Here is a 15,367-nt window from a genome sequence, read left to right on the forward strand (position 1 = left end):
TGCCTATTAATATACCTTTTTGGACAACTGCGCTTTATAGCCCACGCAAGATCGGCACATTAAATAAAGGCCGTCTGAAACGGTTTTTCTGTTTTCAGACGGCCTCTTGGCTCAAACCGTGAGAACCGCATGCGTGCGTTCCGCACACATTCTACTTGTTGAGTTTAGGTTTCATATGGGCCACGGCTTGCTTTCCAAATATGCTTTTATTTCATAAATTAGATTATTTATATTAGGGGAAACTACATTTCCTGTTTTTCCTATTACAAGTAGACAATTATATTTTATTGCCCAATCAATGGTTTTCTGAATAAATTTAGTATAATCAAATCTTAAATCAAGTTCACACTCTATATCATCTGGCCAAACGGTAAGACTATTACCAAAATTATCACAAAACATGATTGCGTCTTTATCCCAAGACTCTTTCAATTTAAGCTGTTTTTTTGCTTCATTTATTATTGATAATAATATAACATCATTATCGATAAAGTAATTTTCAAAACTTTTATTCTCATTAAAATTCTGAAAACCATTAGATCGATACTCATCAAGTATGATATCTTTATTTGCATTAAATTTATTTCTGATAGCGGCTGATGGGATAAGGTAGTACCGATAATTCCAAATTGCCATTTTTATTTACTCCTATAACGAGGTCTATTAACATTACCTGATTCATTCAAGACATCAATAGAATTTTTCCAATTAGTATTAGGAACGGGAAAGTCAACTTTTTTAAATTTTAATTCACGTATCCTTCCAAGCAAGCCGTAGCCCGCATTAAATCTATGCAGGTAAGGTGTGTGCGGTACGCACGCTGGCCTTGAGTGTGATAAAAAAGATCGTCTGAAAAAAGTTTCCAGCTTTCAGACGACCTTTTGTCAAATATTATCGGCAGCGGCTCAATGCCAACTTTAAACCTGCTCCGATTTCTTCAGGACTGTTATCCAATGATAAAATTACATTGTCTGCATCAATGGCATCCCACGCTTCCAGCTTGACATGGCGGCTCGGGCTGATTTTCAGGCAGCCGTTGTGCAGCCAAATATCCACGCTCATCATGTTTTTAAATAGGGCGCGTCTGGTTTTATAGCCCAAGTTCCCGCATAGGTTGGCAACCCAATCCTCATAGCGTTGCCGAAATTTTTCGGTATCAAAAAAATCTTGGTCTTCTGGACTGTCATAAACGAAAGTCCTGCTGTTTGTCAACGCTTGCAAGACCGTCGTGCCTAAAGTTCCATTGTCGGTATCCAATGGCAGGATATGGGGGGGATATAGGTGGTCTGGAGCATATCGCCCAAATCCTGACCATGTTTGAATAATCAAGGCTCTTTCATTTGCCTTATAGCCAGCCCAATAATCTTGTTCTTGATTGAAAGTCATTTATTCGATCTCCGTAATTTTGACTGTAATGTTTTGACTTTTGCCATACTCTATCACACGTTGTAACTGCAATCTTTGCTCTTTATTAGTTTGTGCGGGTATGGCCAGATGGATTTCGCGCTGTTTGATCATGTCGGCCCTTAATGTCATACCCAAAAGGCTATGACGTTCAAAATTTGCCGTTTTAGAGTTGTATCTACACCGCTTCGGATGGTGGTTTTGCCGGCCGGGCTGCCGATATGGGTGTGGCGGCGGGTTGCTTTTGTCTGATTGCTGTGATGGCTTGTTGGAAGAAAGGCCGTCTGAAACGTATTTATTGTTTCAGACGGCCTCTTGGCTCAAACCTTGAGAACTGCATATGTGCGTTCCGCACACATACTACTTATTGAGTTTAAGTTTTATATGGGCTACGGCTTGCTATGCCGTCTTCTTTCCAGGTGTCGTAGCGGCTTTGGTTTTCGGCAAGGTAGGCGTTTACTTGGTCAGATGGCGGATTTTTTGTTCGTCGTAGATGATGGAGACGCTGATACCGGAGTAAGCGTAGATTGGGTCTTGACCTCAACCTACACTTGTTTTACATAAAATTTTGTGTCTCTATTTGAAAAATCTAAATAACAACATTCTACTTTACCTATTGAATTGATTATAGTTGAAACAGGAATATTAAGAAGCCTAATACCCAAATCATCAATTTCAAAATCATTAATTCCACTCTTATAAAGATAGCTTATTATTTCATCATTAATTTTCCCAAGCCAATTAAAAGAAATATCTTCTAAAAAAAACTTATTTGGTTCAAATATCTCTATCGCTTGAAGCTGATTTTTATCATCATAAAAACAATGGATATTCAATTCGGGAAAAACATCCATAGGAATTCGAGAGTATGATGACTTATAAATTTCTTGTACATCAGAATTAAATATTGCACGAACTTGTTTTCGATTCAGATTTGATGAGATAATATTTCCACAATTTTCTATTTTTTTTGAACTAAAATAAAAAAAATTCATAATTTTTTGCCTAAACAATATTACCATTTTCGTAAGATGCATAGAACAAACCATGTCTTATCCATTTTGTTCCATCGGCAGACAGATAACGACTATATCTAAATTTTATTTTTCCAGGCTCATAAAAAATTTCTTCAATATTCAGTGTAATTGCTTTCTCAACCATAGCATAAATTCCTTTGGTTTATATATTTCAGTATAAGTATGACGTAAGAAATATGACGCCGATTGTTACGACTTACTTCTTTTTGATTTTAAGGTTTATATAAGTTATGGCTTTCTCGGGTTCGAAGTGATAAAGAGAGTCTTTACTTTTCAACTATAAAAATATGAGATAGTTCCATGGGAAAACTGTAATTTAAGTTTTAATAAAGCATCTTCTAGGCGATATAAAAATTTTATATAATTTCCATTTGGTTTATATTTATATATAAGTTGTATTTCAATAGTCTCATAGCTACTTTCTCCAAAATCTTCAAAAACTTGACCTGATTCAATATATTGAATATATGAATTTATTTTTTCTTGCAACAAAAACAAATGCTCGTTATCCCATTTTAAATGATCAGAAATAGTTAATATGAGTATTCCATTTTCAATAGAGGCTGAATCAATTACATTCTCTTCCAAAATAGACATTATCTTTTCCTTTCAATGATAACTTTAGTAGGTTCAATTTTGGTCCCCTTTGGATAGCCCGGTTTTCCCTTACCGACCACTGTTGCTCCCGTTCTTTCAATTTCAGGAAAAGCTTTTTTCTGATTTTTGGTAAGTGGCGCAGTTATTGAAGCCTTACATTCTGTACAAACATCAAGACCACCTTCTTTCGAAATAATATCAAGCCTAGTTTTTACACCACTTTTTGTTTTAACTGTAATCTGTCTTTGCGGTTTAAAGCCTTGTTTAACTTTCTTCTGATAAATTTCCATCTCAAAATCCTCACCAGATTTTTTATTTTTTTCCAGTTGATCTTTACGATTTTTATGTTTGATTCCCTTGCTAGCCAATGCCGTATCCGGAATCCTGTCCCCCTTCGCAACATTGCCGTTTGCAGGGATACGGATATTCCCCGCACCCGCCAATAAGGGATCGCTGCCGGTAACGGTCGGCTTGATGTTTTTCAGGTTGCCAACGCCCACAATAATCGGGGCTTTTATCCTCGGATTGGGGTTGACAAAGCTCATCAGCCAGTCGGCAACGTTCAGCGCAAGCTCTTCGTTTTTCCGCTCTTCCTGCCTGATTTTGGTGTCTTTCGTCCCGCTGTGCAACCAGGTCAGGTTGCGGTATTCGGGTTTGTCCTGTCGGCGGTATTCCTCAAACAGCTTCGGATCGTTGTAGGCTTGCGGATTTCTTGCGCCGTAGTTGCGGTAGTCCCAAGTATAACCCAAGGCTTTGTCTTCGCCTTTCATGCCGATTGTGGAAATAACCGTTTGGTCGGTATAGCCGTCTTGGGAACCTTTATCCACCCAGCGCAGTATCTGCCTGCGGATTCTCATTGCCGCTTCTTGACTGCTGATTTTTCTGCCTTCGCGTTTTTCGACTTCGCGCTTGAGATCATTGGCATATTTGTCGAACTGAGTTTGATTGGGCGGTTTCAGTACATAAGGTGATGCAGGCTACTTTTTCTGATTGCTGTGGCAACTTGTCGAAAGAAAGGCCGTCTGAAACCGTATTTATTGTTTCAGACGGCCTCTTAGCTCAAACCTTGAGAACCGCATACGTGCGTTTCTCACACATCCTTGTTGAGTTTAGGTTTCATATGGGCTACGGCTTGCTAGTGGTGGGAAAGCAAGGGCAGCAAAAAATGCGTTCTGCATAAATAACCCTTGGCAGGCAAGGCAAAAAGGTCGTCTGAAAACCTCCTAAATTGACGTTTTCAGACGACCTTTTTCATGAGTCGGCTTCCTTAAATTTTTAAGGTGTGAAAAACGGAAGTTTTCTATTTCAAATTATTATCCATTCCTAAAACGACAATATCGTTTGGAAAAAAATGAATTCGCTTTAACTTCATAGCCTTAAATTAATTACCCAAAGAAGGCTTGACCTGACGATTTAATGTGGCTATGGTTTAATAAAAAATAACAATATCCCACATGCACACCGCAATGCTTTTTTCCCTCCTCCTTATAGAAAGGATATTGCAATGCCCTGCTTGACCCGTACGTTGCCTCGTCTGACTGTCTTCCTGCTGTCCACCTTCGCGGCATTCTCCGCAGCTGCACACGGAAACCACACACATTGGGGTTACACCGGACACGACTCCCCCGAAAGCTGGGGTGAGCTTTCTGAAGAGTTCCGTTTATGCTCTACAGGCAAAAACCAATCCCCCGTCAACATTACCGAAACCGTCTCCGGCAGACTGCCCGCCATCAAAGTCGATTACAAGCCGAGCGCGGTTAACGTGGAAAACAACGGCCACACCATCCAAGTCAACTACCCGGAAGGCGGCAATACCCTCAGCGTGAACGGACGTACCTACACCCTGAAACAATTCCATTTCCACGTACCCAGTGAAAACCAAATCAAAGGCCGCACCTTCCCGATGGAAGCCCACTTCGTCCACTTAGACGAAAACCGCCAGCCTTTGGTATTGGCAGTATTGTACGAACCTGGCAAAACCAACGACCGCCTGGCTCCGATATGGAACGTGATGCCGATGAAGGAAGGAAAGGTAAACCTCGACAAAGCTTTCGACGCCAGCACCCTGCTGCCGAAACGACTGAAATACTACCGCTTTGCCGGTTCGCTGACCACGCCGCCGTGCAGCGAAGGCGTATCATGGCTGCTGTTGAAAACCTACGACCACATCGATCAGGCGCAGGCAGAAAAATTCACCCGCGCCATCGGCTCGCATAACAACCGCCCCATCCAGCCGCTTAACGCGCGCGTTGTCATCGAATAAACAGTAAAGCCGTAAATGAAAAGGTCGTCTGAAAACCTAAATTTGGTTTTTCAGACGACCTTTTTCGCTCTTCATCACAATATTTCTGGAACAAAGTCATCGGCTTGGGTTTCAACTCAAGCCGAGACCTTTGCAAAATCCCCTAAATTCCCATGAAGACATTTAGGGGATTTGGGGAATTTTGCAAAGGTCTCACAAAGTTCCTACAGAACTAAAATGTAAAGAGCAGCCTGCACTCGCATCTATCAATGTGAAGGCTGCTTTGTTTTCAGCCTGTCTGAAACGATCAAAAAACAGTATGATTTGTCTATTTTCTGTTTGGAGGAGTCATCCATGATCGCTGCTACCATCACGATCCAAGACCAAAACCTCGCCGGCAAAGTGCTGCACAAGCTGTTTTTAAAATTTAGAACCAATCACATCAGCGCGGCGGAGTTGATTGCCGAACGCGTGCGACAGGAAGTTGACGCCTACAACAACCGTGCCGCCGATGCCCTGCTGCGCCACAACCTCATTATCCCCACCGATCGCGGCGACATCGTGATTCGGGAAACGCACGGCAAAAAAGGCACGCACCCACAACCTGTGGACGTGGAAAAGCAAATCGCCGTCGCTTTGAAAGCTTTTGAGCAAAATTCGTTTTTCATCCTTGCCGACAATCGCCAACTGGAAACGCTGGACGATATGGTGTGCCTGCATGACGGGCTGGTCGTCAATTTCATCAAACTCACGCCGCTGGTGGGCGGATAAGCAGCCTGAAAACCGCCGCGCAACGCTACCTCACCTTTGTAGAAGATGCTCCATACAGCCTGAATAGTGCGGACAAGAAAACGCTTACCGACGTTATCCACCTTTGCAGCGAAATAACCAACACATTGATACGTAAAGAAAGTCCTATGACCCAAAACCAAACCATACAGATTTCCGACAGCCGCCGTGCCAAGTTCAATCAGCTTCTCAACGCACTGGAAAAGGAATGGCTCCAAAACCGTTCACACGAATACGACACGATAAGCCTGAAACTCTGTCCCAGTTTTGCCGAAGTGGAGAAAGCCGCGCCCGAATACCGTGTCGATTTCCTAATCCACTGCATTGATTTGATACGCGGCTGGGGACGGAATAAAATTTTTAAAAATATGGGCGAGGACAGGATACGCAATTACGGCACCATCCGTGTAGCGGTAGCGATGGCTCTGGCGCGTAAAACGCTGCCGATGACGGAGCAGGATGTGCAGCATATTTTTGCCGCCATGCTGGACGATAACGGGCTGTCCGAGCAGGAGGCAGATTACTATCCGCTCAAATATCTGATAAACCAAATCAAAAAACAGTTTCCCAATCCGAGCAAAACGCTTTCAGACGGCCTGAAAAACGCCTGCGACCGTTACCGCGTCTTTGCGGAAAACCTATGGGACAAGAAAGCCGCTACCGCCAACCTTGCCGCCCTGGCAGAACTGGCAGGCGGTTCCGCCGAAGCCTGTTTTCCCGCCCAAGACGACGAGTTTGCCCGATACGCCAATCCGCAACTTGCCGTGCTGCCACCGGAACAGCAGGACATATGGAGCAAAATCATTGCGCTTGCCCTATCCGCCAATGCAGGCAAGCCAAGCGAAAAATACCTGAAAGAATCCAAAACGCTGATCGACACATTGGGTGCGGACAGGTTCAAAAAAATGCTGCACGGCTGGATAGAATTTGTCCGCGGCAGCGAAGTGCAGATCGAAACCGTTACTCACGGAGCATACAGCTACGACACTCATGTCCTGCCCGTTTGCAGCATCAACCAGACCGCGCTCAAAGGGCTGGTGTGGATGTGCAGCCACTTCCACGACAGCGCCACCCTGTCCGCCCTTACCCAACTTGGGCTGCATTCATACGACAAAATCCCCAATCTCGGCGCGCGCTATGCTTCCGTGGGCAACGCCTGCTTCTATGCGCTGTTCCGCTCCAAAGGGCTGGACGGCATCGCCTGCCTTTCGCGCCTGCGCCTGCGGATTAAGTTCAGCAACGTGCAAAACTCGATTGCTAAATATCTGGACGAAGCCGCTGCGCAGCGAGGCGTATCCCGCAACGAAATCGAAGACATGGCGGTGGACGATTTTGGCTTGCAGGAAGGCTGCTGCGACTACGGCTTCGGCGGCTACACCTGCCGTCTGGCGGTTACGGGCGTAGGAAAATCCGAACTGCGCTGGTTCAAACCCGACGGTTCGCCGCAGAAAACCATGCCCGCCTTCGTGAAAACCGACTACGCCGACAAACTGAAAAAGATTAAAGCCGCACAAAAAAACCTCAACACCACGCTCACCGCCCAACGCGACCGCTTGGACCAGATGATGCGCTCCGAACACCGCGTGCCACGGGAACACGCCGAACAGTATTACTGGCAGCACGGACTGATGTCCTTCCTCACGCGCCCGCTAATATGGCAATTTTTCCGCGACGAAAACGACACACAGGGTCACGCTGCACTGTGGTTGGACGGAACATGGGGGGACGAAACGGGAGCGCAAACCGATGTTTCAGACTGCCTGCAAGTCTGCTTGTGGCATCCCGCGCTTGCCACTCAGCAAAGCATCGCCCGGTGGCGCAAACTGCTGCAGGACAAAGAAATCCGCCAGCCGCTGAAACAGGCATACCGTGAAATCTATCTGCTCACCGAAGCCGAAATCAACACCAAAACATACAGCAACCGTTTTGCCGCCCACATCCTGAAACAACACCAATATATGACGCTTGCCAAAGGACGCGGCTGGAGGGGCTCGCTGGCCGGTGCGTGGGACGGTAGCGACGACGCAACCGTATCGTTGGATTTGCCCGAATACAACCTACGCGCCGAATTTTGGACAAACGCGGTGGATAGCGAAGAAGCATGGACAGAAAGCGGTATCTGGCAGTATGTCGGTACCGACCAAGTGCGCTTTCACCGGTTGGACGACGATTACCATGCCACCGCGCTGGACTTAATTGATATTCCGCCGCGCGTGTTTTCCGAAGTGTTGCGCGACGTGGATTTGTTTGTCGGCGTGGCAAGCGTGGGCAACGACCCGACTTGGGAAGATAACGGCGGAGAGGCACGTTTTTACAGCTACTGGCAGAGCTATTCCTTCGGCGATTTGGGCGAAGTGGCCAAAACCCGCAAAGCCGTACTGGAAACCCTGCTGCCGCGCCTGAAAATCGCCAAGGTTGCCCACATAGACGGCAACTTCCTCATCGTACAGGGCAAGTTGCGTACCTACAAAATCCACATCGGCAGCAGCAACATCCTGATGCTGCCGGACGACCAATACCTCTGCATTGTACCCGACAGCCGCAAAAAAGACGCATCCGACAAACTGTTTATCCCGTTTGAGGGCGACAACACGCTCTCGGTCGTCCTCTCCAAAGCCATGCTGCTGGCGGAAGACGACAAGATTACCGACAGCACGATTACCTCGCAGATTCAGCGGTAAATTGGGACAGCCTGAAAAACGCAAATGCCTCCATCCTTGCGGTTTCAGGCTGTTTGGGAACACAAGACGCGTAGGCAGCACATGTCCTACCTACGGAAAGAACACAATACATATTTTTACCATAAATATATTGCTTTTCATCTGATTTAGATAACCGACAACATCATGAAACCTGCTTTTTACCTCCCAATATTGTTTTTACTTTCAGCGTGCCGTCCTGAAGCTGAAACAGCCGATACGGCTGCACCAACGGCACGTAAGCCTTCTTATTACGAGTCTGAAAAGCGTCAAACTGCAGTCACTCCAGTTAAAACACAAATTCCTGCATTATCTGTAATCAAAAGCCAAGCCGATTTTGACTTGCTTTCGCGTATTTATGAGCAAGGGAGCGAATATGAAATTCCTCACATCCTTTTCCTCATCGATCGCGAAGACGATGGCCGTACCGACTACATCAATACTCCCAAATTTCGGCTACATGAACGCTATTTAGCTACTATCTTGAAATCCATGCTGTCAAAAACTGAATTGAATCAACAATACCGTAGTCCCAACCGGCGTTATCTGTTTGGTACTATTAGTTGGCAGAATAGTACTCAGGAATATGTTTATGAGTTTTGGGAAGGAGACAAAATCACGCCTGAATTATTGAAATTGGCAGCAGGCCGTCTGAAAGACAGTTTCTACGCTCCGTTGCGTTATAAAACCAATTCTTTATGGCAGGAAACCGTTGCCGAGCAAAGTAAAGTTCCTTTTATTACCCAAGAAAGTTTGATTAAAAATTTTCCCTACCTGCCTCTAAACCAAGGTAAAGCGATAGGTACATTACGCGTTATTGCTAAAGAAGATGATCTTTATAATGTCGGCTCCGACGATATTATTATTTTGAAAGAGGTTCCCCTAGAGCTGCCACCTGTGGCGGGGATTATTAGTGAGAAACCATCCACTGCATTGTCCCATGTGAATGTATTGGCACGCGGCTGGGGGATTCCCAATATTTACCTTAAAGACGCAGAAAAAATCCTAGCCCCATATATTGGCCGTCGTATTGAATTTGAAGCGACTGCTAAGCAATACCGAATTGTCCAAACCAACCGGAACACTACCAGCAAAAGCTTTTCAGACGGCCTTACCCTGCCCCAACCTGATGTTTCCAATTACAACCTTCGGGCTTTGGCAAACCTGCGCCGTGATGACAGCTATTACTGCGGCAGTAAGGCTGCCAACCTCGGCCATATCCGCGCCCATATTGCAGGCAGTAATGTACCTGATGGATTCTGCATTCCGTTTGCCTACTATCAAGCCATGATGGATAGGCTGGGTATTAACGCGACAACACTGGCACAAATCGAAACACAAAGTGATGGGGACAACCGCAAGCGACGCACTGCCTTACTCACACTGCAGAAAAAAATTACCGATGCCGAAATCCCGTCAGAATGGAAACACAAATGGGTTGAACAATGGCGCAATCAATTAAACAGCAAAGGCGTGTTTGTCCGCAGCTCCTCTAATTCCGAAGACCTGCCCAATTTCAGCGGCGCAGGACTGTACACCACCGTGCCAAATGTTACCGATGAAAACGCGTTGGCCGAAGCAGTGAAGCAATCTTGGGCCTCCGTTTTCAATTACAGCGCATACGAAGCCCGCCGTATTGCCGGATTGCCTCACGATAGCGTGAAAATGAGTGTCTTTGTGCAACAAAGCATTAATGCAGATCTCTCCGGCGTACTGGTTACCATCAATCCTTATGATATTGCTCAGAAAAACAGCGCCTACATTGCCGCCAAACACGGGTTGGGTATTCGTGTCGTTGAGGGCAAACGGGTAGCCGAACAGGTAGTCTATAACCGTCGCAATGATTCTGTACAACGTCTCAGCTCCTCTAATGAAACCACAGCGCTGCAACTGGATAAAAACGGTGGAGTACGGGAAGTTCCTGTAACCAATGGCAATGTGATGAATCAAGAACAAATCCGTTGCCTTGACCAAACCGGCCAACAAATCAAACAGCTATTTGCTAATGGTGAGCAGGACATCGAATGGGCGTTTGACAATGGTAAGCTTGTTATCCTCCAGGCACGACCGTATCTAAACGGCACACGTTAAAGTAAAAAGGCCGTCTGAAATTATCGTTTCAGACGGCCTTTGCATCATAAGTTAGTTATACCCTATACTTCCAGGTCTCCAAGGAACTATGATGTCAAAACAACTCACTTTTTATTTTATTCGCCATGGCCGTACCCAATGGAACGAACAAGGGCTTTTGCAGGGATCCGGCAATTCACCACTGACCAAACAAGGGATTGCAGGAGCTCAGAAAACCGGGGCGGCGCTACAACAAGTAGAATTTACCGCTGCTTATTCCAGTATTTTACAACGCGCCATTGATACGGCTGGCCATATTATCGGTCAGCGTCCTATTCCTCTTTTTCAGCACTGTGGACTAAATGAGCAATCTTTTGGAAGTTGGGAAGGTATGCAGATCGCTGATCTGCGGAAGCTAACCGAATTCAAACAATTAACCAATGACCCGGCAGCTTATAAAGCATTAAGCAATGGTGGCGAAACCTTTGAACAATTAGCAGTACGTACAATGGCCGCCCTTTACGATATCATTAAAGTACATCAATCGGGAGCCAATATTTTAGTGGTATCGCATGGCCACACCTTGCGTCTCTTATTGTCCTTACTAGGCGGAGCGACTTGGGAAAACCATCGTGATGAGGGTAAATCCGTGTCATTGTTGAATACTTCGATCAGTATTGTGAAATACGATAGTGAAAGCGGTTTCCATATTGAGCAGCTTAACGATGTGGCTCATTTACAATGATCACAACTATTCATCAATAATAAAAAAGGTGGACATTTTTACCCACCTTTTTTGCCATTAACCAAATACTTTTTCCAAGTGTGCTTGGTAGTCTGCTAAGTATCGTGCTACTTGTGGATTTTTAATCACATCGTTACATAAGAATGTCGGCAGACGGGTCAAGCCGATGAATTCGTTGAGTTTGTGGAAGTGCATGTATAAAGCATCCACGCCTTTTCCTTCAAAGAAGTCTCCTTCACGAGTGAACGCTTCAATCGGGGCATTCCAAGTAAGCGAAAGCATGTGTTTTTTGCCTTGCAACAAGCCACCTGTGCCATAGCCTTCGCTTGGATTAACACGATGGCGACCATCACTGTGGTAAAGCTTGCCGTGTCCAGCGGTTAATACTTCGTCTATGTATTTTTTCACTGTCCAAGGTTCGTGCATCCACCAGCCTGGCATCTGCCAAATCACTGTATCCATCCATAAGAATTTTTCGATTTCTGCCTCAACATCATAGCCGGCATCAATCACGGTTTCTTTTACATCATGTCCAAGTGCGGTCAAAACTTCTTTCGCTTTTTTATGAAGCGTGTGGTTCAACTCGCCATGTGAATGTCCGAAATCTTTACCACCGTCTAATAATAAAATATTCATCTTCTGCTCCTACAACAAATAATTCTGAAAAATGAGGGCTTCAATTATGCCTTTTTACTGCATCTTTTAAAAGTGCATTCGCTTATACGCTATTTACAGACCATAAAGGGAAATTTCTCGTACCTATCATTAGCATTCATTATTCCTCTTCAATCAAACAAGCCTTTTCTATCAACTCTCTGATCCATTTATAAGCAGGATCTTTATGTGTCCGTTCGTGCCAAATCAGTGTTTTGGTAAAACCTTGAATTTTAAGAAGGGGTTCAAAGCGTTTGAGATTGGGCAAGTTGCCAATCAAACGTTCAGGCAGGACTGCCAATAAATCGCTTTGTTCTAGTAATTCAGGCAAAACAATAAAGTTTTGTACCGATAGGTTGACATTTCTTTGTAGCCCCATCGATTGCAGCGCTTGGTCGGTAACACCACTGAAGCTGCCGCCATGATAGGAAATTAAGGCTTGCTCTAACTGGCAAAATTGCTCAAGGGTAAGTTCTGTTTGTTGGGCTATTGGGTGATCGTGGCGAACGGCACAAATATAGCGTTCGTCATACAAATTTTTTGCGTGAATATCCTGTGCTTGGAAGTCTAGTGTAACCACCGCAAAGTCAATTTACTGCTGTTCAAGCTGATTTTGTACGATGCTTTCGTTAATCGCCAGCACCACCACTTTAATTTTCGGCGCTTGGATTTTAGAAAGCCTGCCTAACAACCGCGTGCGTGTATTAACCGAAGAAAGCCAAATCGGCAAACTCGCCAAAGGCTTGGCAGAAACTGTGCCAAATCCAATGGTAAACGGCCATTAAGCATGGTTAGACGGTTTAACAAAAGCTGCGAAAAAATAAAACAACCTGCACTTTTGAAAACAAGGTACAGGCTGCTTTAGGGTAATGAGCCGTTTATCAATCTAGCTTCACAATTTCTCCGTCTTCCGGAACGTTCACACGGCTTTCAATGCCTTGACCGCGTATAAATTTACGCATATCGGCGCGGCTGACGGCGGTATGATTCACGGTATCCATGTGTACGGTGATGATTTTGGCTTTAGGCATGACTTGGCTGGCTTTTAATACATCAGCCGTCCCCATAATAATGCCGTCTGAAATGCCTGAAATCAGCGCGTAGCCCGTGTTCATAATCAGATAATCGGGTTTGTAGCGGTTCAATGCTTTGTTTACATCTGCCGTCCACACAGTATCACCCATAATATAAGCGGTTTTATGTCCGCTGCTTTGGAATACCACACCCATTGCATCACCTAAGATTTCGGCTAGCTGAGGGTTGGCATACATGGCTTCTGTACCGTGTACGCCGCCGGTTTTGCTGATGGTTACGCCGTTGAAGACAGCGCTGCCGTTCAACACGCGTACATCAGTAAAACCTTGGCTGCGGATTTTTGCCGCGTCGGCTTGGTGCTGCACATATACGGGCAGTTTTTTCGGAATGGAACGTGCGGCGGTTTCGTCCCAATGGTCTTCGTGGGTATGGGTAACGATGACTGCATCCACACCGTCCAAAATTTTATTCACGCTCATCGGCAGCCCGACCAGCGGCATTTTGGCTTGGTTATTGAAAGTGCCGGCAAAGCCGTTCATGGAATGCTTGGGGGCGAAAAACGGGTCAATCAAAAACGTCTGCCCCGCATATTCAACTTTGGCGGTAGCGTTACGGATATGTTGGTATGAGTCGCCTGCCCAAGAGGAAAAGGCTGTCGCACCCAAAACAGTAGCAAGAATAAATTGCTTGGATTTCATGATGTTGCTCCTTAAAAAATCATGGAGCGTATTTTAAGCTGCAGGTGTATCGGCTAAAATAGGCAATATTGCCAATAAACGTAAGGATAGTGCCAAAATGTCGTCTGAAAACGAGCGTAACGAGTTTCGCCAAAATCAAACTGTTCCCAAAATCGTGCTATATGCTCAATCGGGCATGAATGATTTTGTCTTCAACATTCCCTTTTCTGTTTTTCAGACGACCTATCGGGACAATCCGCTCTTTGACCTGAAAATCTGTTCCGATGACAGCAAAGACGTCATCACGGCACTGGGCGCAAGTATTCCCGTACACGGCGGCTTGGATTTGACGGAAGAAGCCGACATCATCGTCATCGCAGGCTGGCGCAATATCGAAGAGGCCCCGACACCCGAGTTGAGCGCACATTTACAGAAAGCAGTACAACGTGGTGCACATATCACTGCCCTATGTTACGGCACTTACGCCCTTGCCTACACAGGACTTTTAGACGGCAGAACCGCCGCCACCCACTGGCTTGCCGAAGACGACTTTGTCCGCCGTTTCCCTAAAATTCATCTGGATACCAACCGCCTATATGCGGAAGACGGCAACTTTTTAACATCGGCAGGTGCGGCAGGCGGGCTAGATTGCTGCCTGTACCTCATCCGCAAAATCCACGGTGCAACCATTGCCAACGACCTTGCCCGTACCTTGGTTGCGGCACCACACCGCGAAGGCGGGCAGGCACAGTTTATCCACCGACCTGTCGAACGTCGTACCGCCGATGACAAAATCAACCGCTTATTGGACGAACTGCGCCAAAACCTTGCCACCTCATACCGCTTGGACGATTTGGCAAAAAAATTAGCTGTTTCCCGCCGTACCTTTATCCGCCATTTTTCTCAAGCTACAGGCATGAATTTCGGTGAGTGGCTCACCACAGAGCGACTATGGCAAGTACAGGATTTGTTGGAAAATACGGATTTACCGATAGAATGCATCGCCGAACAAAGCGGCTTCGGCAGCGCGGCAAACCTACGTTTGCAGTTCAAAGCCAAGTTTAAAATCAATCCGAATGCCTGGCGGAAAGTATTTGGCAGATAGCTCGCGTTAGTCAATCTAAAATACCTGAGTGCAGGCTGCTTCGGAGATCGTCTGAAAATACAAAAAGCAGCCTGTACTTTTCAGACGGCCTTTTTTCTTTTTCAAAGAGTAGAGAAATTTCAAAGAGTTTTTATAAATCATCTTCAAAACCAAAACGCTTGTTCTATCCTAATCATTTATATTCAAAGATTACAAGCTCAATCTCATCCTCGCCAATAGAGATAGCGGCTCTTATATGGATACAAGATGCCGTCTGAAAGTTGAGTTTCAGACGGCCTTTGTGTAATGTGAGCTTTCCTACCATTTTTCATTG

Annotated in this window: 16 protein-coding genes and 1 pseudogene; 7 read left to right on the forward strand and 10 right to left on the reverse strand. The window is 45.4% G+C overall.

What is annotated here, in order from left to right:
* Positions 1-171: 171 nt before the first annotated feature.
* The 7 genes and pseudogenes from ACTHR7_RS04750 to ACTHR7_RS04780 form a co-directional block, all read right to left on the reverse strand.
* Positions 172-636 carry a hypothetical protein gene (locus ACTHR7_RS04750; protein WP_070645406.1) on the reverse strand — a complete coding sequence of 155 codons (465 nt, stop codon included), beginning with the start codon at positions 634-636 and terminating at the stop codon, positions 172-174.
* 255 nt (positions 637-891) lie between these two features.
* Positions 892-1,386 (reverse strand): contact-dependent growth inhibition system immunity protein, encoded by a 495-nt coding sequence (locus ACTHR7_RS04755; protein ID WP_070585279.1) that lies wholly within the window; start codon positions 1,384-1,386, stop codon positions 892-894.
* Positions 1,387-1,536 carry a hypothetical protein gene (locus ACTHR7_RS04760; protein ID WP_349267077.1) on the reverse strand — a complete coding sequence of 50 codons (150 nt, stop codon included), beginning with the start codon at positions 1,534-1,536 and terminating at the stop codon, positions 1,387-1,389. It lies immediately after the preceding gene.
* A 413-nt stretch (positions 1,537-1,949) separates the two neighbouring features.
* The gene (locus tag ACTHR7_RS04765) at positions 1,950-2,258 is read right to left on the reverse strand and encodes a hypothetical protein (protein WP_070585507.1); all 309 of its coding nucleotides are present in this window, start codon (positions 2,256-2,258) and stop codon (positions 1,950-1,952) included.
* 151 nt (positions 2,259-2,409) lie between these two features.
* A complete protein-coding gene (locus ACTHR7_RS04770; protein WP_168167162.1) occupies positions 2,410-2,565 on the reverse strand; it encodes a hypothetical protein in 156 nt (51 codons plus the stop codon).
* A gap of 149 nt (positions 2,566-2,714) precedes the next feature.
* Positions 2,715-3,038, reverse strand: a complete 324-nt coding sequence (locus ACTHR7_RS04775) for a DUF6572 domain-containing protein (RefSeq protein ID WP_070815042.1) — start codon at positions 3,036-3,038, stop codon at positions 2,715-2,717.
* Positions 3,038-3,973: pseudogene (locus tag ACTHR7_RS04780) on the reverse strand (hemagglutinin repeat-containing protein); the annotation flags it as partial. The pseudogene ACTHR7_RS04780 and the gene ACTHR7_RS04775, both read right to left, overlap by 1 nt.
* Before the next feature lie 569 nt (positions 3,974-4,542).
* Between ACTHR7_RS04780 and cah the strand changes: the two are divergent.
* From cah to ACTHR7_RS04805, 5 genes are all read left to right on the forward strand, one after another.
* Entirely contained in the window at positions 4,543-5,301 is a 759-nt protein-coding gene (cah, locus tag ACTHR7_RS04785; RefSeq protein ID WP_107867362.1) for a carbonic anhydrase, read from the forward strand.
* Positions 5,302-5,634: 333 nt separating this feature from the next.
* Complete coding sequence (locus ACTHR7_RS04790) at positions 5,635-6,051, forward strand: hypothetical protein (protein WP_234395444.1); 417 nt, start codon at positions 5,635-5,637, stop codon at positions 6,049-6,051.
* Positions 6,052-6,197: 146 nt separating this feature from the next.
* Positions 6,198-8,750, forward strand: coding sequence for a DUF4132 domain-containing protein (locus ACTHR7_RS04795; RefSeq protein WP_107867364.1), 2,553 nt, complete (start codon positions 6,198-6,200; stop codon positions 8,748-8,750).
* A gap of 165 nt (positions 8,751-8,915) precedes the next feature.
* The gene (locus ACTHR7_RS04800) at positions 8,916-10,859 is read left to right on the forward strand and encodes a PEP/pyruvate-binding domain-containing protein (RefSeq protein WP_107867365.1); all 1,944 of its coding nucleotides are present in this window, start codon (positions 8,916-8,918) and stop codon (positions 10,857-10,859) included.
* Positions 10,860-10,950: 91 nt separating this feature from the next.
* Complete coding sequence (locus ACTHR7_RS04805) at positions 10,951-11,583, forward strand: histidine phosphatase family protein (protein WP_107867366.1); 633 nt, start codon at positions 10,951-10,953, stop codon at positions 11,581-11,583.
* Between the two features lie 57 nt (positions 11,584-11,640).
* On the opposite strand, the gene ACTHR7_RS04810 is transcribed toward ACTHR7_RS04805, so the two are convergent.
* Positions 11,641-12,219, reverse strand: a complete 579-nt coding sequence (locus ACTHR7_RS04810) for an NAD(P)H-dependent oxidoreductase (RefSeq protein WP_101755434.1) — start codon at positions 12,217-12,219, stop codon at positions 11,641-11,643.
* Positions 12,220-12,358: 139 nt separating this feature from the next.
* Complete coding sequence (locus ACTHR7_RS04815) at positions 12,359-12,817, reverse strand: LysR substrate-binding domain-containing protein (RefSeq protein WP_101755435.1); 459 nt, start codon at positions 12,815-12,817, stop codon at positions 12,359-12,361.
* 40 nt (positions 12,818-12,857) lie between these two features.
* Here ACTHR7_RS04815 and ACTHR7_RS04820 point away from each other — a divergent pair, with 40 nt between their 5' ends.
* The gene (locus ACTHR7_RS04820; protein ID WP_199900775.1) at positions 12,858-13,022 is read left to right on the forward strand and encodes a hypothetical protein; all 165 of its coding nucleotides are present in this window, start codon (positions 12,858-12,860) and stop codon (positions 13,020-13,022) included.
* A 96-nt stretch (positions 13,023-13,118) separates the two neighbouring features.
* On the opposite strand, the gene ACTHR7_RS04825 is transcribed toward ACTHR7_RS04820, so the two are convergent.
* Entirely contained in the window at positions 13,119-13,970 is an 852-nt protein-coding gene (locus ACTHR7_RS04825) for an MBL fold metallo-hydrolase (RefSeq protein ID WP_440370412.1), read from the reverse strand.
* Between the two features lie 97 nt (positions 13,971-14,067).
* Between ACTHR7_RS04825 and ACTHR7_RS04830 the strand changes: the two genes are divergently transcribed.
* The gene (locus ACTHR7_RS04830) at positions 14,068-15,054 is read left to right on the forward strand and encodes a GlxA family transcriptional regulator (RefSeq protein ID WP_440370413.1); all 987 of its coding nucleotides are present in this window, start codon (positions 14,068-14,070) and stop codon (positions 15,052-15,054) included.
* Positions 15,055-15,367 lie beyond the last annotated feature (313 nt).

Origin of the sequence: Neisseria sp. P0007.S010 (assembly GCF_051962875.1) — a bacterium.
Lineage (GTDB): Bacteria > Pseudomonadota > Gammaproteobacteria > Burkholderiales > Neisseriaceae > Neisseria > Neisseria subflava_A.